This is a genomic window from Methylobacterium sp. CCH5-D2 (assembly GCF_001556475.1).
GTDB lineage: Bacteria > Pseudomonadota > Alphaproteobacteria > Rhizobiales > Beijerinckiaceae > Methylobacterium > Methylobacterium hispanicum.
In genome coordinates, this window is record NZ_LSIX01000161.1 from 1 (window position 1) to 19,199 (window position 19,199).

Sequence of the window (19,199 nt, forward strand, 5' to 3'; positions counted from 1 at the left end):
GGGTCCCGCCTGCACGCAGCTCCTGGCCTGGTTCGGGGCCGACGTGATCAAGGTGGAGCGGCCGGGCGCCGGCGACGTCACCCGCACGCAGCTGCGCCACGTGGACGACGCCGACGCGCTCTACTTCACGATGCTGAACTCCAACAAGCGCTCGCTGACGCTCGACACCAAGACGCCCCAGGGCAAGGAAGTGCTCGAGAAGCTGATCCGCGAATCCGACGTCATGGTCGAGAATTTCGGCCCCGGCGCGCTCGACCGCATGGGCTTCTCCTGGGCCCGCATCCAGGAGCTGAACTCCGGCATGATCCTCGCCTCGGTGAAGGGCTTCTCGGACGGTCACCACTACGAGGACCTGAAGGTCTACGAGAACGTGGCGCAGTGCGCGGGCGGCGCCGCCTCGACCACCGGCTTCTGGGACGGCCCGCCCACCGTGTCGGCCGCCGCGCTCGGCGACTCGAACACCGGCATGCATCTGGCCATCGGCATCCTCACGGCGCTCCATCAGAAGAACAAGACCGGCGAGGGCCAGAAGGTCGCCGTCTCGATGCAGGATTCGGTGATCAACCTCTGCCGCGTGAAGCTGCGCGACCAGCAGCGCCTCGACGCGCTCGGCTACCTCGAGGAGTACCCGCAGTACCCGCACGGCGAGTTCTCGGACGTGGTGCCGCGCGGCGGCAACGCGGGCGGCGGCGGTCAGCCGGGCTGGGTGCTCAAGTGCAAGGGCTGGCAGTCGGACCCGAACGCCTACATCTACTTCACGATCCAGGGCCATGCCTGGGCCCCGATCTGCAAGGCGCTCGGCAAGCCCGAGTGGATCGACGACCCGGCCTACAACACGCCCCGCGCGCGCCAGGACAAGATCTTCCAGATCTTCGCTTTCATCGAGGATTGGCTGGCCGACAAGACCAAGTTCGAGGCGGTCGACATCCTGCGCAAGTTCGACATCCCCTGCGCGCCGGTTCTCTCGATGAAGGAGATCGCCGACGATCCGTCGCTGCGCGCCAGCGGCACGATCGTCGAGGTGCCCCACCCGAAGCTCGGCAAGTACCTGACCGTCGGCAGCCCGATCAAGTTCTCCGGCATGGACGTCGAGGTGAAGGCCTCGCCGCTCTTGGGCGAGCACACCAGCGAGGTGCTGCAGGACCTCGGCTACACGCCCGAGCAGATCAAGGCGCTGCAGGAAGCGCGCGCGGTCTGACGTCAGCCCGGGCCGCGCCCTCCCGGCGCGGCTCGACGGCTCCGGTTCCAAGAGACGGCGCGTCCCCGACGGGGCGCGCCGTCTCGTCGTTTTGCCCCGTCTCCCGATCAATTGACCGTGCGAAGGGCCGCTCGGGGTGGATTTCGTTGAAAAACTCCCAGGCGGCGCGCCAAGTATTGCACAACATAGGTCGTAGGAGAATATATGTCTTCTATCGACCAGACGATGCCACGATCGCAACGTATCCTGAGGGGCGCGGCAGCAAGATTTTGTCCGACAGGCTCCGGGCGCGATACTACTTCGGACCGGCCCCGAGTTTTTCAACGAAATCGGTAGTGAGCGGACGTTAGGCGTCGTCATCATCCGGCGCGCCCGGTCGGAAGGTGATGGAGACGGAGCGCGCACGGATCAGACCATCCAAGCCGTAGCAGGGCTCAAGCTCGATCTCGATGTCTCCTGGCAACGGATCGAGCGCAAGGTAGCCCCGCCGTTCGGGGCGGTCAGGCGCACAGCGCAGGATCAGCCCACCGATGACGTTCTGTTTGCTGAAGCCATCGAGTTGCAGATCCATGATCCCATCAAGGGCAAACGACACGATAGCCTTTCGTTCGAGCACGAGAAAGCCGCCCTCGCCGACCTTGTCCGTCGTGATCCAGCCATGAAGGCGAAGCGTGCTCTGCCCTTTGCGTCGAAGATCGAGGCTCAAAATCTCAGCGTCGTGAAAGCTCGGGACGCGACCGAACCAACGCAGAAGCTCCGCGCCGCCGGGCACTTCACGGTAGATCGCTTCATCCTGTTCGCCCACCATGGAGGGCATTCAGCCATGGGTATGGTGGGTCCGCAACGGGTCGCGAGCAGCCTCTTGCATGGCTGAGCTGATGGAGTTGTGATCCTGGGCAGGCGGCGACGCCGCGGCGGGGTCGCCGGCGCCGTCAGTCCGCACCTGTCCCGGTCTCAGGCCTCTGCCGGATTGTCCAGGAAGAACGACACGGCGCGGGTCACCACGTCCGGGTTCCAGGCGTGCGGCCCCTCGTACTCCACGTAGGTCAGGTCATAGCCCGCCTCCCGAAGCAGGCGCGCGTGCCTGCGGGCGCTGCGGTCGATCGGGATCTGCTCGTCCCGCGTGCCGTGCGAGAGGAAGAGGCGCGGGCTGCCCGCCTGCATCTGCACCGTCAGGAAGCCGGCCGACGAGACGACGACGTGGCTCGCGAGATCGCCGTTGGTGAGGCCCATCGACATGGCGTAGCTGCCCCCGTCCGAGTGGCCCGCGAAGGCGAGGCGGCGCGGGTCGATCAGGTAGCGCGCGAAGACGTGGGCGAGGGCCTCGTCGAGCCGCTCCCGGTCCGGGCCGTTGCCGGCGATCACGAGGTCCCAGGTCGGGAAGAGGGATTGCGGCGCGAGCAGCAGGAAGCCGCGGGCGCGCGCGTGCTCCTCCAGCATCGGCAGGATGCGCTCGGCGCTGCCGCCGCCGCCGTGGAAGAGCACCGCGAGCGGGGAGGGGGCCCGCGGGTCGATCCCCTCCGGCACCACCAGCACCGCGTCGCGCTCCGGGAACAGCCCGAGGGCGTGGCGGCCCGGCGGCAGCGGCTCACGGTCGGGCAGGCGCGGGCGCGCGCTCAGGCGGCCCGCCAGGGCGGGATCGAGCGGGAGGCCGTCGAGCATCGGGAACTCCGGGTCCGTAAACGAGAAACGCCGCGGCCCCCGGGAGGGCCGCGGCGCGGGGCGTTCGCCTCAGGGGAGGCGGCGCATCAGGCCTTCTTCTTGAGCTGGCTCTGCGGGTTGAGGTTGCCGATGTTGCCGCTCTCGCTGCCCGCCTGCGGGTCGATCACCGCGTTGATCAGCGTCGGCTTGCCCGAGTCCATCGCCGCATCCACGGCCCGCTTCAGCTCGTCCGGGGTGGTGACGTTCACGCCGACGCCCCCGAAGGCCTCCATCATCCGGTCGTAGCGGGAATCCTTCACGAAGACCGTGGTGCCGGGGTCGCGCCCGGTCGGGTCCGTGTCGGTGCCGCGGTAGATGCCGTTGTTGTTGAAGACCACGATGCAGACCGGCAGGTCGTACCGGCAGATCGTCTCGACCTCCATGCCGGAGAAGCCGAAGGCCGAGTCGCCCTCGACCGCCAGCACCGGCTTGCCGGTCTCGATGGCGGCCGCGACCGCGAAGCCCATGCCGATGCCCATCACGCCCCAGGTGCCCACGTCCAGGCGCTTGCGCGGCTGGTACATGTCGATGACGCCGCGGGCGAGGTCGAGGGTGTTGGCGCCCTCGTTGACGAGGATCGCGTCGGGCCGCTCCGCGATGACGGTCTTGAGGGCGCCGAGCGCGCCGTGGAAGTCCATCGGGGCGACGTTGCGACGGAGCTTCTGCTCCATCTTGGCGACGTTGGCCTCCTTCTTGGACTTCAGCGTGTCGAGCCACGCGGAGGGCGGCGCCTTCCAGTCCTTGCCCATCCCGTCGAGGAGCGCCTGCACGCAGGAGCCGATGTCGCCCACCACCGGCGCGACGATCTCGACGTTCGAGTCCATCTCCTTCGGCTCGATGTCGATCTGGATGAACTTCTTCGAGCCCGGCGCGCCCCAGGTCTTGCCCTTGCCGTGCGACAGGAGCCAGTTCAGGCGGGCGCCGACCAGCAGGACGACGTCGGAATCCTTGAGCGCCGTGGAGCGCGCCGCGCCCGCCGAGAGCGGGTGGGTGTCGGGCAGCAGGCCCTTGGCCATGCTCATCGGCACGTAGGGGATGCCGCTCTGCTCGACGAGCGCGCGCACTGCCTCGTCGGCCTGGGCGTAGGCCGCACCCTTGCCGAGCACGATGAGCGGGCGCTCAGCGGTCTTGAGCACGTCGAGGGCCCGCCGGATCGCGTCCTCGCCCGGGCGCTGGGCCGGGGCCGGATCGATCACCTTGACCAGCGACGCCTCGCCGGCCGCGGCGTCCATCACCTGCGAGAACAGCTTGGCGGGCAGGTCGAGGTAGACGCCGCCCGGACGGCCCGAGCAGGCCGCGCGGATGGCGCGCGCCACGCCGATGCCGATGTCGCAGGCGTGCAGCACGCGGAAGGCCGCCTTGCAGAGGGGCTTGGCGACGGCGAGCTGGTCCATCTCCTCGTAGTCGCCCTGCTGCAGGTCGACGATCTCGCGCTCGGAGGAGCCCGAGATCAGGATCATCGGGAAGCAGTTGGTGGTGGCGTTGGCCAGCGCCGTCAGGCCGTTGAGGAAGCCCGGGGCCGAGACCGTGAGGCAGACGCCCGGCTTCTTGGTGAGGTAGCCCGCGATCGCCGCCGCGTTGCCGGCGTTCTGCTCGTGGCGGAAGGAGACGACGCGCATGCCGCGGCCCTGCGCGAGGCGGCCGAGATCGGTGATCGGGATGCCCGGAACGCCGTAGATGGTCTCGATGCCGTTGAGCTTCAGCGCGTCGATGACGAGGTTGAAGCCGTCGGTGAGTTCCGGCTCGTCGGCGGCGGGGCTCTCGATGTGATCGACCTTCTCCTCGACGCGGTCGAGCGGGATCCGGTCCTGGGCGCTCGTCTCGCGAATGCTCGGATCTTGGGCGTTGCGGTCCATGGTTTCCTCCTGCGTCTCGTCCGCGGCGCCGCCTTCGGGCGGTCTGGTCGGGTGGCGGGCACGGTCGGCGTCCGGGCCGGCCGGGGCTCGTGAAGCGTCGCGCCGCGCCGCCGACGGTCTCGGCCCGCCTTGACGGGGCCGAGTTCGGCAGTGAACATCCGGCCCGCCGGCCTCAACGCCGCTCGGGTCGGGATCCCGCGGCGCGAGACCCATCTTCTTCCGTTTTGGTCTACTGTATACCAGGCGAGACTGTGCCGATTCGCCCGGGGTGTCAATTGGCATGCCAGAGGCCGAGTGACAGAGCGGCGGTTTCGTCTAGCTGGGCGGAAGGCGGCGCAGGGCACGGCAACCGCACGCTCAAGGATCGGCCTCGCTGCGCTCAGCGCGCCCGCTCTCTCCCTGCACGCGGAGAGTGAAGAGCGTCACGGGCCCCGAGCCGTGCGGGCGCGCGCCGCCCATCGCCGGCCGTGGCCGGTGAGGTGCGTCCTCCGTGTCCCGCACGCCCGGACCTACGTGTCTCGGGCACCGGGGAACAGAGCCGCGCAGCGGCGCGACCGCACGGCACGCCGCGGATATCCTACAGGTTCCGGTCGATGGGGCCTGTCGGGCTTTCACCGCCGTCATTGCCGAGGGCTTGCCGGAGCGCTCGCCGAGCGAAGCCGGGATCCATGCACACCGAAGCATCGGGACGACGCGCGGCTTTGTTCATGGACCGCGGGTTCCGCTTCGCGGCTCCGAGGTGACGGAGGACGGACCATACCAAGGCGATCGGCCGGAAGCCGGATCGCGCGGATCCTTGGTGCGGATACTTGGCTTCAGTCCCGGGGCAGAGCCCGGGCCGCAGGCGACCCACGCCACAGGCAACCGGGGAGCCCGAACGCTCCGCCTCTCCGCGGCCGGATCAGGCGATGATCCAGGTCAGGCAGAACAGGGCCGCGAAGAAAGCCCCCGATGTGACCGTCACGGCCACGACTTCACGATGCTGGAGCAGGAGGTTTTCGGCGGCGGTGGTCATGGCGGCGGACTGGCGTTTGTCTCTGCTCCCACCATAGCGGTCCGGGGGGCGGTTTGCGACGGCGCGAAGTGGTTAACGAAGCATGAAGGTCGGCCTTGTCGCCCCCCCGCAACACCCGCCGACGGCCCCGCCGAGGCCTGCCGCTCGACGCGGCGCAGGCTCCGGTCCACGGTGGGCTGGCGCCGTGCCGCGCGCCGAACGCGTGCAGACCCGCGACGCGGGCGGCGTCGTTCACCCGGTCGCGCCCGAACAGGAGGCGGATTCCACAACGCGATCGGCCCGTCCGCCGCGGAGGCCCGGTCGGCGAAGCGCGGCATCAGATCTGCCCTCCCGGAACCCGCCCGACCGCGTCGAGCGCGGTGTCGCCCGGGAGCACCCGGGCTCGGCCGGTCCTCGGCGACGGCCGCCCTTCCGGCCTCCCGCGCCGCGGCGGCGATCGCGGCCTCGTCGGCGCGGTCGGCGGGGCCGCGCAGGGGCACGTCGAGGGGCATGATCGCGACCGGAGGGCCGGCTGAGTGCGCCGCCGTCTTCCGCGCGCCGCCGGGGCGCTGCCCGCCGCCGCCTGGATCGAGGGCTTCCTCGAGGACAGCGGCACGGTGCTGATTCACGGCGAGGGCCTGCTCGGCGTGGTGGACGACTGGCTCTCCGGCCTCGATCCCGAGACCTTCACCGAATTGCTGCCGCTGGTGCGCCGCACCGTCGCGACGATCGCCGCGCCCGAGCGCCGGATGATCGGCGAGGCGCTGGCCCGGCCGGGCGGCGCGCCCGTCGCCGGGCCGGCCGGGCCCGAATTCTTCGACGCGGCGCGGGCCGCGCAGGTGCTGCCCATCCTGCGCCTCCTGCTCGGGCCCGAGCCGGCACGCACGACCCGAGACGCCGCATGAGCGAGACCGACTGCGCGGACGAGGCCGAGCGCCTGCGCCGCTGGCGCCTCGTCCTGGGCGGGGGGCCGTCGGACGGCACGCAGGTCCGCCTCCGCGAGCACGACCTGCGCCTCGACCGGGCGATGGGCGCCCTCTACGATTCCGACCGTACGGGGTCCTTGAGCGCCTCCGCTCCCTCGGTGCCGCGCTGGCTCGGCGACATCCGCGAAGCTTCCCGGCCTCGGTGGTGCAGGTGATGCAGCGCGACGCCTTCGAGCGGCTCGACCTCAAGCGCATGCTGGCCGAGCCCGAGATGCTGGAGGCGGTCCAGCCCGACGTGAGCCTCGTCTCGACCCTGATCTCCATGCGCGCGCTCCTCGGCGGCGGCACGGACATCAACCGGGCGGTCGGCTACTGCGCCCAGCGCATCACCCGACCGGAGGACACGGTCCTGGTCCTGATCTCCGACCTCTACGAGGGCGGGGTCGAGGCGGGGCTGCTGGCTCAAGCCCAGCGCCTCGTCGCCTCGGGCGTGCAGATGGTGGCCCTGCTGGCGCTCTCCGACGAGGGGGTGCCCGCCTACGACCGGGGGCTCGCCGCCCGCCTCGCGGCGCTCGGCGTGCCCGCCTTCGGCTGCACGCCCGACCGCTCCCCGGAGATGATGGCGGCGATCCGCAAGCAGGACCTCGCCGCCTGGGCGGCCGGCGCCGGCATCGCGGCGGTGCCGGCCGATGCCGGCGCCCGTTGACCCGGCCGCCGGCGAGGATCGGCGCGGCGATCAGGCCGCGGCGTCGTCCGCGTCGAGAATGGTTTCGAGGTCTCCCACCAGCGCGTCGAGCTGGTCGGGCGTCGCCTTGAGCTTGAGCTTCGTGCCGTCCTGCGTCTCGACCGCGATCTCGACATGGTCGTCGACGCGCGCGGCGAGCGCCTCCTTGATGGTGTAGGTCGTCACGTCCTTGGCCATGAAGCCGTCCCTTGCTGAAGTTGACGGGTTGGCAAGAGGGACGGCGCGCCGATGGTTCCTCACCCGCGACGACGGCGCCCGGGGATCCCCCGATTCCACACCCTGCGCGTGCCGAGGCTATGGATCGACCGCGTCGGGCGGGGGCTGCGAGCCCGAAAAAGGCCCGCCGCGGCCTGGGCCGGGCGGGCGAGGACGTGCGTCACCGATCCCGGGGGACGCTCGTCGAGGGGATCGATCGAGGCCCGGGGACCGACCGCGCCATCATTCGCGCTCGGGGCCGCGCGTGCAACGACTCCGGCACGACAGCGGATCGGGGAATGTAACGGCCGCCGCGGGACCGCGCGTCGTCCGGCGTTTCCGCCGCGCCGCCCCGTCGGCCGCCCGCCCGGCACCGGGCATCCGGTCCGCGGCGCGTGCGAGATGCGCGGCCCGGGGCGACAGGGCGACGCCGCTCAGTTGGTTATCCTGACGGACGAGAGGGCGGCGGTGAAGAGCTGCTGCATGGCTTGGTTGATGTCTCCGTTCGTGGTGACGGAAAAATACAGCCCGTCCGTGGCGCAGTCGCTGAGCAGGGGGCCGATCTTGTTCTCGAACGGCTTGACGTACGCGTTGTAGAAGTCGTTGTCGTACAAAGGTAGGTACTGGGTATAGATGACGCCGATCTTGATGTTTTTGTTCTTCATCGCCTGGCAAGTGTCGGGATTGATCGCGCTGATGAAGCGGTTGCCGTTGATCTTGAACCCTGCGCTCTGATTGCTCATCTTGCCGTCGATCGGCGTGTCCTGCACGCCGTCCGTCACGAAGAACAGGAACCGGATCGGATCCAGGGGGGTCACGCCCGTGCCGCTCGCCGGGATGGTGGCGGTCATCTTGGCGATCGCGCGCTCGAAGGCCGTCTGGTTGTCGCGCTGGTCCTGATAGGAGTAGGCGAGGTCGATCTGGCCCGATGCGGTCCTCACTTGGTCGAGGTTGTTCGTCAGCTGGATCAGGCGCGTCTGGATGTCGCTGAACGTCCACATCTCCATGCGGAACTGCTGGATCAGGCTCATGCTCGATTTGGCCGAGTCCACGAGGTTCGCGACCGCGTCCCGAAGGACTTGGATGCGCAGCTTTACATTGTTCCTTTTGGCGATATTGTAGTTGTCGTTAGTGTTCTCGGTTCCGTTGCTGTTGAGGAGGTGGCAGGCGAAGGCGCAGCCGCCGGCCACGCGCTTCATGTTGCTGATGTCGGCGGCCGTGGCGGCGAGCCCCATCGAGGGGGAGTTGTCGAGCAGCAGGTAGAAGTCGATGTACTGGGCCACGTTGCGCAGGCTGCCGGACTGGCCCGAGATGCCCATGGTGGGCACCTTCATCAGGTTGCCGAGCGTCGTCCTCACGGTCGCCGTGTACGTGGCGTTCAGGCCGACCTGCGAGACGCCGGGGATCGGGACGGGAACGAAAGAGGTGACGGTGACGCCCGGCACCTTGGCCGCGTCCGCCATGAACTGCGCGCGGGCGCTGTCCAGCATGTCGGCGGTGATCGTGTTCGTCTTGCGCGCGATGATGCCGAGGACCGCGGCGTCGATGGCCGCGTCCAGCTGGGCCTTGGCGGCGTTGCGCCGGCCGTAATCGACGGCCGCGCCCGCCGCGAAGAGGATCGGCATGGCGAGCAGCGCGAAGGTGAGTGCGACCTGCCCGCCGCGCGCCTGGGCGAGGCGTGCGAGGAGCCCCTGGCCGCGCGGCCTGCGCCCCGCTCCGGCGCGCTGCGGCGAGGGCGTCAGTAGGTCGGGCATTTCGAACCTCCCGGCATGACGACCTCGCCCTTGTCGAGACGCTGGGCCCACGAGATCTGCCGGCTGAACACGAGGCCGCGCGGCCCGAAGATCCACCGGTAGAGATTCGAGCCGATGACCGGCGCGTAAGGGAGGCTGACCTCGGCCAGGACGTAGCGGGCGCCGTCGTAGTTGAACGTCGCGGGCGTCGCCGGCAGGCCGTTGGTTCCGTTGATGGTGAGCACGGGCCGCGCGTTCTGCGGGTAGCTGGAGCAGACGCCGCCGTACAGGTTGCCGGAGATCGTCTCGACGCCCATGGCGTGGATGGCGACCTGCAGGCTCGCGGTCGGGTAGGGCCGCATGATCGCGTCGGACGCACCGAGGATCGCGGCCATGTCGCCCGTCGTGGGGCTGCCGTTGGTGGCCCGGCCCGAGAGGTCGGCGATGGCGCGGGCGTAGAGCGTGACCTTGCGGCCGGTGTCGACGGCCCGCACCAGCTCCGTCAAGCCGAAATAGAGCGCGACCAGGAGCGGCAGCACCAGCGCGAACTCGATGGCGGCCACGCCGCGCGCATCGTCCCGGAAGCTGCCCGCTCGGCGGGCGATCGATGGCGGGGCGGCCATGCTAGGTGCCCGACGGGCAGGCGCTGGACGAGTTGAAGGGCTCGACCTGGAACACGGTGGCCGCCTGGAGGAGCCGGCGCCGGCCGGGCAGGGCGGCGTAGGCCGACCCGAGCAGCGGAAAGAACACGGGCACGTCCACGGCGGCCTGCACCACCATCACGTCGCTCGCCCGTGCGCAGGCATAGTTCGAGAACGTCGGGTTCCAGTCCGAGGTGCCGGTGCTCGGGTCGGTGACGGTGGGCTGGGCGGGCGAGGCCGCGCCGAAGCTCGCCGCCTTCGTGATGCTGATCCTCACGTTCGCGCAGGAGAACGTGGTGATCCGCGGACGTCCCCCCGGAAAGCACATCGCGGTGCGGAAGTTGCTGATCAGCGTCGCCTTGTCGGTGACGCCCGCATTCGCCGTCTGGAACTGTCCCGTGTAGATCTGACGGCCCGCATCGGTCACGGCCTGCTGCAGGATGCCCTGGCCGAAATAGGTGATGCCCGCCTCCAGGGAGGCGCCGGCCAGGGCCAGGAACGGCAGGGCCACGAGCCCGAACTCGACGGCCGTCGCCCCGCTGCGGGACGCGGCGAAGCGGTATCGGGCACCCAGAACCGTGCGGCAGGCGTCGCCGAACGGCCGCCCGGTCCACGCTGCAACGATCCGTGTCGCCCGAGGGCCTGTCCTCATCGTCCGCCTGCGTCCGTCCGCTCCATCGCCCGTGGGGACGTATGGGAGAGGACGCACATCTATAGGTTGAACGTTTCGAAACCGTTGCCCGCCACGTCGCAGATAAGCGGCGTTGCTTGCACGATAGGACTCTATACGTCGCCGCCTATGTGCTGCGATGTACTGCGAGCGATCCGGGGTGCCCTTTGTTCTGATGAGCAATCGGATCCATTCGGCAGCCCGCGCGGATCTTCGCGCCGGCCGGGACCTGTAATCCGATGCCGCCTCCCCGTGGCGTCCCGTGTTCCGGCGCCGCTCCCCGATGGCCGCGCGATCCGGCGGGATGGCCGGTCGCGGGAGGTGTCTTCCCTCGGGCGGGTCGTCCGGTCAGCCCCTGACGCGCCCGACGAACCGATCGCCGTGATAGAGATCGACGATCTCTCCGGGTACGAGCAGGCAGGCGAGGTCGGCCTCGATGAGCGCGTCGAGATCGGTCTCGGCGTCGAGGCATACGAGGTCCGTGGTGACCGCGTTGCCCCGCGATGCGACGATGTGGTAGCCCTCGAGGAGCCGGCTGCCCAGTTCGGGCCTGGGACGCGTCTTGGGGTCCATCCGACGCGAAGCCTATATCTTGATGGTGCTCGCCTCGTTTCGGCCGAAGCATCCGGACAGGGCGGCCATCCTGCAGTTCAGGGCGGATTGGCAGTACGCCTTCAGGATGGCGCCCGGGACGCTGTATCCGGCGCCGCAATGCGAGGTTCCCGACCTGCCGAGTTCCCGGAGGAGCGAGAAGTCCGCCGCCTCGAGCTCGCTCCTCAGGCGGCGGCAGCGCGGAACGTTCGAGCGGCTGAAGATGTCGTCCTCGTGGGCCGGGGGCCTGCCCGGTCCATGGGCTGCCCAGCCATGGCCGCCCGTCAAAGCCTCGCTGAAGTAGAGGTAGTCGGGTCGGAAGCAGCTCAGGGCCTGCAACTGGGCGACATCGCAGATGTGGACCTTCTTCCAGGACGTCTGAACCAGACCGAGTTCACGAAGCTCGGCGAACTTCCGGCAGACATGCACCGTGGAGAGGCCGAGCGCGGCGGCGAGATCGCCCTGCGTGGCCGGCAGCGTGAAGGTCTCGGCCTGGACGGAGCCGATCCGGCCGAGGCGCCAGTACAACTCGCAGAGCAGGTGGCCGAGGCGCTCCGTTCCCGTGCGCTGGCCTAGGCTCATCAGCCACTCGCGCTGGATGGAGGACATCGCCAGCGCCTCTCCGGCCAGGGCCTTCTGGATCGCCGGCCGGCTCAGGCAGACCGTCGCGAGCGCTTCGTGAGAGATGTCCGCGCAGATGAGGTCGGTGAGGGCGCCGACGGAGTGATCGAGCAGGTATCCGTTGACGGGCGAGGCTTCCGTCAGGTCGCCGGGCAAGAGAAACCCGAGGATCTGCTGGCGCCCGTCCTCGAGCTGCTTGTAGCGGTAGGCCCAGCCCGAGAGGATCAGGCTGATGTACCGGCTGGCGAACCCCTCCTTGAAGACGTCGTCGCGGGCGGAAATGCGTCTCCGAGACCTTATGGTACTGCAGAACGCATCCTGGTCCGAATCCTCCAGATCGACGAGCCGGGCGATTGGTGCGCTGACCGTCATCGGCATGCTTTGCTCCTCCGAGGCGGATTGCTTCCTCCCTGTGTGGAATATCGAAAACTATGTCTTGGTGATAAAATCGGTGTTTTGGGATCGGATCTATGTCGTCCTTGTTTGGATTTATCCTGATTCTTCCTTGTGGCGGGATCGAATGCGGCGGATGTGGCCTGGTCGGTCGCGGTGCAATATCGGATCTGCGCAGCGATGGCGGCGTCGCTTGGGCCTTCTCGACGCCGCGCCGCGCGGGATGGCCGACGGGGAACGCCGCGGCGCTTTGCCCGGTGATCGCCCCGCCGTGCCCCCGCTCCGCCCCCGTTCAATCCGCGGGTGGGCGTCAGGGGGCCGGACAGGGCCTGCGCTCCTGCAGCGCGTCGGCGAGGCGCAGGGCCCAGCCGATGGCCGCGCCGAGCTCGCCCAGGGCCGCGCGGGGGACGGCGCCGCCCGCCCGCGCCGCATCGACGACCGCGCAGGCCCGCGAGAGGCGCCCGAATCCCATCAGGCCCGCTTCCGACTTGAGCCGGTGGACGAGGCTCAGACCGTCCGGGCTCGCAAGCTCGGCCTGGGACATCCGGGAGAGCGTCGCCATCGTCCCGCGGAGCAGGCCGAGCATCTCCTCGGCCCGCTCCGCGCCCAGGAGCATCGCCACCTGTCCGTGCGTCGCCGGGTCGAAATCGGGCATCGGATCGGGCATCGGATCAGCCATCGGGTCGGGAACGGGGGCATCTCGGCGCTCGGATCGGTCGAACCCGTTAGGCCACGGCCCGCCGGGGCCGTCACCTCAGCCTGATGGGCGGTTCGAGGTTCTCGAATAGACCCAACGGTCTAGTGCGCCGCGCTGCCGGGCGAGGTTGGCGCCGCCCCAGGCCGCGGCCGCCGACCTGTTCGGCACGCCGAGCGCCTTGAGCAGGGCCGCGACGTGGATCTTCACGGTGCCCTCGCCCAGCGCGAGCGACCGGGCGATCTCCTTGTTCGATTGTCCGGCGACGATCAGGTCGAGCACCTGGCGCTGGCGCGGCGTCAGCGACGCCGTCGGGTCCCCGGCGGGCTCTCCCCGGTTCGTCCCGCCCCTCGCGAGGGGCGCGGCCGCGCCGGGCCCCTGCGTCACGAAGGACGGCACGTAGACGAAGCCGTCGAAGACCATGCGCAGCGCCTGGATCAGCGCCTCCACGGACGATCCCTTCGGCACGAAGCCGTGGGCCCCGGTCCGCAGGGCGAGGAAGACGTCCTCGCGGTCGGTCGAACCGGACACCACGACGGTGAGCACGTCCGGGAAGCACTCCCGCACCGCCGAGAGGCTGGCGGCGCTCTCCATGCCCGGCATCGCGAGATCGAACAGGGCGACGCGGATGTCCGGCCGCTCGGCCAGCGCCTCGAGCGCTTCGTCGAGAGAGCCGACCTGATGCACCTCCGCGATCCCGAGGGGCCCCGTCAGAATGCTGGCGAGGGCGATGCGGAAGAACGGATCGTCGTCGGCGATGACGGCCGTGCCGGTGATGCGGGTCATCCTCGACGGTCCTCGAACGCGGCGCCCCCGCAACGACGATAGTCCAAGTAGCCTATTGCGCCTCGAAACAAGCCCGTGAAGCCTACTGGTCGCCTAGGCCTCATGTATCGTAGCGTTTTCGTGTGGATCAGGCGCGATCGGGTGCCGGGAGCGGGAGGCTCCCGTGCACGCGTCGATGTGCGAGCCGGGCAGGGATGCGGGACCCGGTCCGGACGACGGGTGCGACAGGCCGTGCATCCGGCCGCGCATCCGGCCGCGCATCCGAGCGCGTGACGATCTTCGGGTGGGGATGATCGCGGATGGCGTGGCTCGGATCGCGGGACGGGGTGCCGGAGGCGCCATCCGGGACGAAGGGCGTCACGTTCCACGGGCGGACGGTGGCGTGCCCGGCCCCTTGCGTCGCGGCGCTCGCGGTCGTCGTCCTCGGCCTCCTCGCCGCGCTCGGGGCCGCCCAGGGGATGCAGGCCTGGAACGCCCGGGTCGCCTCCGAGCGGTTCCAGGTCGCGGCGACCCGCGTGGCCTCCCTCGTCGAGGGGCGCATGGCCCGCTACGCCTACGCCGTCCAGGGCGCCCGCGGTGCCGTCGCGGTGGCCGGAGATGCGGGCATCACGCGGGCGGGCTTCGGCCACTACGCGCGGACCCGGGACGTCGACCGCGAGTTTCCCGGCGCGCGCGGGTTCGGGTTCATCCGCCGCGTGCCGGCCGCCGAGGTGGCGGCGTTCACGATGGCCGCGCGGCGCGACGGCGCCCCCGACTTCCAGATCCGCCAGCTCCAACCCCACGACGGCGAGCGCTGGGTGATCCAGTACGTCGAGCCGGTGGCCCGCAACGGGGAGGCCCTCGGCCTCGACGTCGCCTCCGAGGCGTACCGGCGCGCGGCCGCGCGCCAAGCCATGGAGACGGGCGCCGCGACCATGACGGCCCCGATCACGCTCGTGCAGGCGACGGGGCTGAAGGAGCGGGGCTTCCTGCTCTACCTGCCCGTCACGCGTCTCGAAGCCCCCGCCGGCACCCCGGACGAGCGCCGCGCCGCGACCGTGGGATGGACCTACGCGCCGCTCATCATCGACGAGGTCCTGGCCGGCCTCGACATCGACGGCGACGAGTTCGACGTCGCCATCCGGGACGTCTCGCCCGAGGCGGTCGTACGCTTCTACAGCGGTCAGGCGGCGGCGCCCGCCGGCGGCCTCGTCGCCACCCGGCGCCTGGCGATCCATGGCCGGACCTGGGAGGTCGAAGTGGCCGCGCGGCCGCCGTTCCTGGCGGGGCTGAACCGCGCGCGGCCGGTCACCGTCGCCGTCATCGTCTTCGTCGGCGCGCTGCTGGTCGCGGGCCTGATCTATCTCCACCTCGCCGGGCGGCGCCGCGACGTGCTCGCCGCCATCGAGACGGGGCGCCTCGCCGCCATCGTCGAGAGTGCCCAGGACGCCATCGTGGGCAAGACGCTCGAGGGCGTGATCACCGACTACAACCCGGCGGCCGAACAGCTGTTCGGCTACACGGCCGAGGAAGCGATCGGGCGGCGGGCGGAGGATCTGGTGGTCCCGGGCCATCTCCTGCGCGAGGAGGCGGAAGCCCTGGTCCGGATCCGGCAGGGCAGGGCGGTCGCGCCCTACTGCACGGTCCGCGCACGCAAGGACGGCGGCCTCGTGCCGGTCCAGGTCAGCGCCTCGCCCATCCGGGCGCCGGACGGCACGGTCTCCGGCGTCGCCACCGTCATCCGGGACATCACGCGCCAGGTCGAGAGCGAGGAGCGCATCCGTGCGGCCAACGCCTCCCTGGAGCGGCAGGTGGCCGAGCGGACCGCGGCGCTGAAGGCCGGCTCGGCGCTCCAGAGGGCCGTCCTCGACCATGCGGGCTACGCCGTCATCGCGACGGACATGCAGGGCACGATCACCCTGTTCAACCCGGCCGCCGAGCGGATGCTGGGCTACGCCGCCGACGCGCTGGTCGGCCGGGCGAGCCCGGCCCTCTTCCACGATCCGGTCGAGGTCGCGCAGCAGGCGCGGCGCCTGTCGCTGGAACTCGGACGGACGATCGAGCCGGGCTTCGAGGTCTTCGTCGCCAGGGCGCGGCTCGGCCAGCCCAATTCCGACGCCTGGACCTACCTGACCAGGGGCGGTGAGCGCCTACCGGTGCTGCTCAACGTCAGCATCCTGCGGGCGGAGGACGGGCAGGAACTCGGCTTCCTCGGCATCGCCATGGACCTCAGCGAGCGCCACCGGCACGAGGCCGAGATGCGGGCGGCCCAGGCCGGGACCTGGAGCTACGAGGTCGCCACCGGCCGCGTGCGCCTCTCCGCGGAATGCGCCCGCCAGCACGGCCTGCCGGAGCGGGGGATCGAGATCGACGTCGCGCGCGAGTGGACGCGCCTCGCCCATCCCGACGACGTGCCCCAGGTCCTCGCCGACCTGGAGCGGGCCGTCGAGAGCGGCGGGAGCTACACCACCGAGTTCCGCATCCCGCTGCGGGAGGGCGGCATGCGCTGGATCGCGGCGATCGGCCGGGTCGAGACGGACGTCGGGGGACGCTCGAGGCGGGTCATCGGCCTGACCCTCGACATCTCCGCCCGCAAGGAGGCGGAGATCGCGCTCGCCGAGGCGAAGGCCGTGGCCGAGGCGGCCCGCGCCGAGGCCGAGCGGGCGAACCGGGCCAAGACGGACTTCCTGGCCGCGATGAGCCACGAGATCCGAACCCCGCTCAACGCCGTCATCGGCTTCACCGACCTCATGCTGGCCTCGGGCCGCCTCGACCCGGGCAACCGCCGTCAGGCCGAGCTCGTCCGGTCGTCGGGCAGCGCGCTCCTGACCGTCGTCAACGACATCCTCGACTTCTCGAAGGTCGAGGCCGGCGCCGTCGCGCTGGTCGAGCGCCCCTTCGCCCTGCCGGCCCTGGTCGAGACCTGCGTCCTGATCGTCAGGGGACAGGCCGACGCCAAGGGCCTCGACCTGCGGCTGCGGATGGACCCGGCCCTTCCGCGCTGGCTGCTGGGGGACGAGAACCGCCTCAGGCAGGTGCTGTTCAACCTGCTCAACAACGCGGTGAAGTTCACCGGCGCGGGTTCCATCACCCTCGACATCGCGCCCGAGGTCGGGATCGCGGGCGACGAGCGCCTGCACTTCCGCGTCATCGACACCGGCATCGGCATCCCGCAGGAGAAGCAGAGCTGGCTGTTCCAGCGCTTCAGCCAGGTCGACGGCTCGATCCAGCGGGATTACGGCGGCACCGGGCTCGGGCTCGCGATCTGCCGGCACCTCGTCAGGCTGATGGGCGGCGAGATCGGGGTCTCCTCCGTCGACGGGTGCGGCTCGACGTTCTGGTTCACCGTCCGCATGCCGCGGGCCTCGGCGCCGGAATCCGTGCCCGCCGTCGCCTCGGCCCCGGTGGCGCGGTGCGCCGGCCGGCTCCTGCTCGTCGACGACTCGCCGATCAACCGGGAGCTTGCCCGCGCCGTGCTCGAGGGGGCCGGGCACGCCGTCGTTGCCGTGGCGGACGGGCAGGCGGCCGTCGAGGCGGTCCGGGCGGGGGGCTTCGACCTCGTGCTGATGGACGTGCAGATGCCCGGCATGGACGGGATGACGGCCACGCGCCTGATCCGGAGCCTGCCCGGCGCGGCGGCGCGGCTGCCCGTCATCGCCATGACCGCCAACGTGCTCCCGGACCAGGTCGCGGCCTTCCACGAGGCGGGCATGGACGACCATGTCGGCAAGCCCTTCGACCGCGACACGCTCTGCGGGACCATCGAGCGCTGGCTGCCGGCCGGGCCGGCGCCCGCGGCGGCCGAGCGCGACGCGGCCGCCCGCAGCGCGGTGCGCCGCCTCCTCGCGCCGTCGCGCCTGCGCGAGGTCCTGCGCCACCTCGTCTGCGAACTCGATGTCGGCTTCGACGGGGATCCCGCCGTCGAGGAGGTGCGCGCACGGCTGCGCCACCGCGCGCACGCGCTCTCCTCCGCCGCGGCCATGATGGGCTTCTGCGACCTCGCCGCCGCCTGCCGCGACCTCGAGGCGCTCGACGAGGCGTCGTCGGCGGCCGACGGGCTCGACGGCTTCCTCGCCGTCCTCGCGCGGGTGCGGCGGCTGGCCGACCGCGCGGCGCGATCCGCCGAATCCATGCTCCGGGAGCTGGAGCGGGCGCCCGAGGCCTGCTCCGTGCGCACGAACTCGGCGTGAGGTCGCCCGACAGCGGGGCGGGGCGTCGCGACCCGGCGTCGCGCTACGCGATCTCGGCCTGCCCCCTCCGGTGATCGTGGCCGGCGATGACGCGGCCCAGGAGTTCGGTAAGACGCTCGCGCTCCGCGGGCGTCAGGCCCGCCACCGTCAGGGCGTGCGCGGCGCGCGCGGCCGGCTCCATCGCGCCGTGCAGCGCCGCGCCCTCTTCCGTCAAGCGGCAGATCTGCGCGCGGCGATCCGTCGGCGAGGTCGAGCGGCTGACCAATCCGCGGGCAGCCAGACGCTTGAGGGCGCCCGTCGTCGTCGTCCGGTCGAGGGCGACCGCGTTCGCCAGCGTGGTCTGGTCGGCTTCCCGCAGGTCGCGCAGCAGCGAGAGCAGGCTGTACTGCAGCGGCGTGACGCCGAAAGCGGCACAACGCTCTGAGAACAGGCTGACGTGGATCTGGTGCATCCGGCGCGCGAGGAAGCCGGGGCGCTCGGAGAGCGGCCAGAGCTGCGGTGCCGCCGGCGCCTCCGCCAGCGGCGCCTGCGTTGAAACGACATCCAGGCCCTCGTCCATCATCACGCTCAAATAATCCTTCCATCCTTGGCACGCCACATGCAGGATGCCGATACGAAGCATGCTTCGCATTTGGCAAGAACGAGGCCGGCCCGCGTCGGCCGGGATCACGAGGTCGAGAGATGGACAACGCTCCCTATGATCTGCGCCAAGACCCGCGCCGCTACGATCTGGTCCTGCGCGGCGGGCGCGTGATCTGCCCCGCCTCGGGCATCGACGGCATCCGCGACGTGGCGGTGCGGGACGGGCGCATCGCCGCGGTCGAGGAGACCATCCTGCCCTCCGCGGCGGCCGAGGTCGTCGACGTCTCCGGCAAGCTGGTGCTGCCGGGCATGATCGACACCCACGGGCACGTCTACCAGTACGTCACCGGCCGCTTCGGCCTGAACCCCGACATGGTCGGCGTGCGCTCGGGCGTCACCACGGTGATCGACCAGGGCGGCCCGAGCTGCATGACGCTCCCGGGTTTCCGCCACTTCATCGCCGAGCGGGCCGAGACGCGGGTGCTGGCCTTCCTGTCGGCCTATCTCGTGGGCGGCCTGGAGGGCCATTTCTACCCGAACCTCTACAGCCCGGACGGCGTCGACATCGACGCCACCGTGAAGTCGGCGGTCGAGAACCGCGACCTCGTGCGCGGCATCAAGGGGCACGCCGAGATCGGCGGCTTCGCCCGCTGGGGCATCAAGGTGATGGAGATGGCCGCCGAGATCAGCCGGCGGGCGGACCT

At 70.7% G+C, this 19,199-nt stretch carries 15 protein-coding genes and 2 pseudogenes; 5 read left to right on the top strand and 12 right to left on the bottom strand.

The window, feature by feature from the left end; genetic code table 11:
- The coding region (gene frc, locus AX737_RS03690) for a formyl-CoA transferase (RefSeq protein WP_066919091.1) at positions 1-1,198 on the top strand (1,198 nt) is incomplete at its 5' end.
- A 346-nt stretch (positions 1,199-1,544) separates the two neighbouring features.
- On the opposite strand, the gene AX737_RS03695 is transcribed toward frc, so the two are convergent.
- The 3 genes from AX737_RS03695 to oxc all read right to left on the bottom strand — a co-directional run bounded on the left by AX737_RS03695 (position 1,545) and on the right by oxc (position 4,755).
- Positions 1,545-2,006 carry a hypothetical protein gene (locus AX737_RS03695; protein ID WP_066919109.1) on the bottom strand — a complete coding sequence of 154 codons (462 nt, stop codon included), beginning with the start codon at positions 2,004-2,006 and terminating at the stop codon, positions 1,545-1,547.
- A gap of 146 nt (positions 2,007-2,152) precedes the next feature.
- Complete coding sequence (locus tag AX737_RS03700) at positions 2,153-2,860, bottom strand: esterase (protein WP_066919093.1); 708 nt, start codon at positions 2,858-2,860, stop codon at positions 2,153-2,155.
- A gap of 86 nt (positions 2,861-2,946) precedes the next feature.
- Complete coding sequence (oxc, locus tag AX737_RS03705) at positions 2,947-4,755, bottom strand: oxalyl-CoA decarboxylase (protein WP_082772864.1); 1,809 nt, start codon at positions 4,753-4,755, stop codon at positions 2,947-2,949.
- A 1,530-nt stretch (positions 4,756-6,285) separates the two neighbouring features.
- Here oxc and AX737_RS03710 point away from each other — a divergent pair.
- Positions 6,286-6,654 (top strand): DUF5682 family protein, encoded by a 369-nt coding sequence (locus AX737_RS03710; protein WP_066919095.1) that lies wholly within the window; start codon positions 6,286-6,288, stop codon positions 6,652-6,654.
- Positions 6,651-7,381 (top strand): annotated as a pseudogene (locus AX737_RS03715) (VWA domain-containing protein). The gene AX737_RS03710 and the pseudogene AX737_RS03715 overlap by 4 nt, the downstream one beginning before the upstream one ends.
- A 30-nt stretch (positions 7,382-7,411) precedes the next feature.
- Here AX737_RS03715 and AX737_RS03720 read toward each other — a convergent pair.
- The 8 genes from AX737_RS03720 to AX737_RS03755 all read right to left on the bottom strand — a co-directional run bounded on the left by AX737_RS03720 (position 7,412) and on the right by AX737_RS03755 (position 13,744).
- Positions 7,412-7,597: a hypothetical protein gene (locus AX737_RS03720; RefSeq protein ID WP_066919097.1), complete on the bottom strand. Its 186-nt coding sequence runs from the start codon at positions 7,595-7,597 to the stop codon at positions 7,412-7,414.
- Positions 7,598-8,049: 452 nt separating this feature from the next.
- The gene (locus tag AX737_RS03725; RefSeq protein ID WP_082772865.1) at positions 8,050-9,369 is read right to left on the bottom strand and encodes a TadE/TadG family type IV pilus assembly protein; all 1,320 of its coding nucleotides are present in this window, start codon (positions 9,367-9,369) and stop codon (positions 8,050-8,052) included.
- The gene (locus AX737_RS03730) at positions 9,354-9,971 is read right to left on the bottom strand and encodes a TadE/TadG family type IV pilus assembly protein (protein WP_066919099.1); all 618 of its coding nucleotides are present in this window, start codon (positions 9,969-9,971) and stop codon (positions 9,354-9,356) included. Before AX737_RS03730 ends, AX737_RS03725 begins: the two co-directional genes overlap by 16 nt.
- Position 9,972: 1 nt before the next feature.
- Positions 9,973-10,641 (bottom strand): TadE/TadG family type IV pilus assembly protein, encoded by a 669-nt coding sequence (locus AX737_RS03735; protein ID WP_156453513.1) that lies wholly within the window; start codon positions 10,639-10,641, stop codon positions 9,973-9,975.
- A 366-nt stretch (positions 10,642-11,007) separates the two neighbouring features.
- Positions 11,008-11,232: a hypothetical protein gene (locus AX737_RS03740; RefSeq protein WP_066919101.1), complete on the bottom strand. Its 225-nt coding sequence runs from the start codon at positions 11,230-11,232 to the stop codon at positions 11,008-11,010.
- Between the two features lie 12 nt (positions 11,233-11,244).
- Positions 11,245-12,249, bottom strand: a complete 1,005-nt coding sequence (locus AX737_RS03745) for a Crp/Fnr family transcriptional regulator (protein ID WP_066919103.1) — start codon at positions 12,247-12,249, stop codon at positions 11,245-11,247.
- A 325-nt stretch (positions 12,250-12,574) separates the two neighbouring features.
- Positions 12,575-12,931 carry a hypothetical protein gene (locus tag AX737_RS03750; RefSeq protein ID WP_156453514.1) on the bottom strand — a complete coding sequence of 119 codons (357 nt, stop codon included), beginning with the start codon at positions 12,929-12,931 and terminating at the stop codon, positions 12,575-12,577.
- A gap of 87 nt (positions 12,932-13,018) precedes the next feature.
- Positions 13,019-13,744 (bottom strand): response regulator transcription factor, encoded by a 726-nt coding sequence (locus AX737_RS03755; protein WP_082772866.1) that lies wholly within the window; start codon positions 13,742-13,744, stop codon positions 13,019-13,021.
- A 299-nt stretch (positions 13,745-14,043) separates the two neighbouring features.
- On the opposite strand from AX737_RS03755, the gene AX737_RS03760 reads away from it, so the two are divergent.
- Positions 14,044-17,913, top strand: coding sequence for a PAS domain S-box protein (locus AX737_RS03760; protein WP_066919107.1), 3,870 nt, complete (start codon positions 14,044-14,046; stop codon positions 17,911-17,913).
- Positions 17,914-17,956: 43 nt separating this feature from the next.
- On the opposite strand, the gene AX737_RS03765 is transcribed toward AX737_RS03760, so the two are convergent.
- Positions 17,957-18,472 (bottom strand): MarR family transcriptional regulator, encoded by a 516-nt coding sequence (locus AX737_RS03765; RefSeq protein ID WP_066919117.1) that lies wholly within the window; start codon positions 18,470-18,472, stop codon positions 17,957-17,959.
- Between the two features lie 122 nt (positions 18,473-18,594).
- Here AX737_RS03765 and AX737_RS03770 point away from each other — a divergent pair.
- Positions 18,595-19,199: pseudogene (locus tag AX737_RS03770) on the top strand (amidohydrolase/deacetylase family metallohydrolase); the annotation flags it as partial.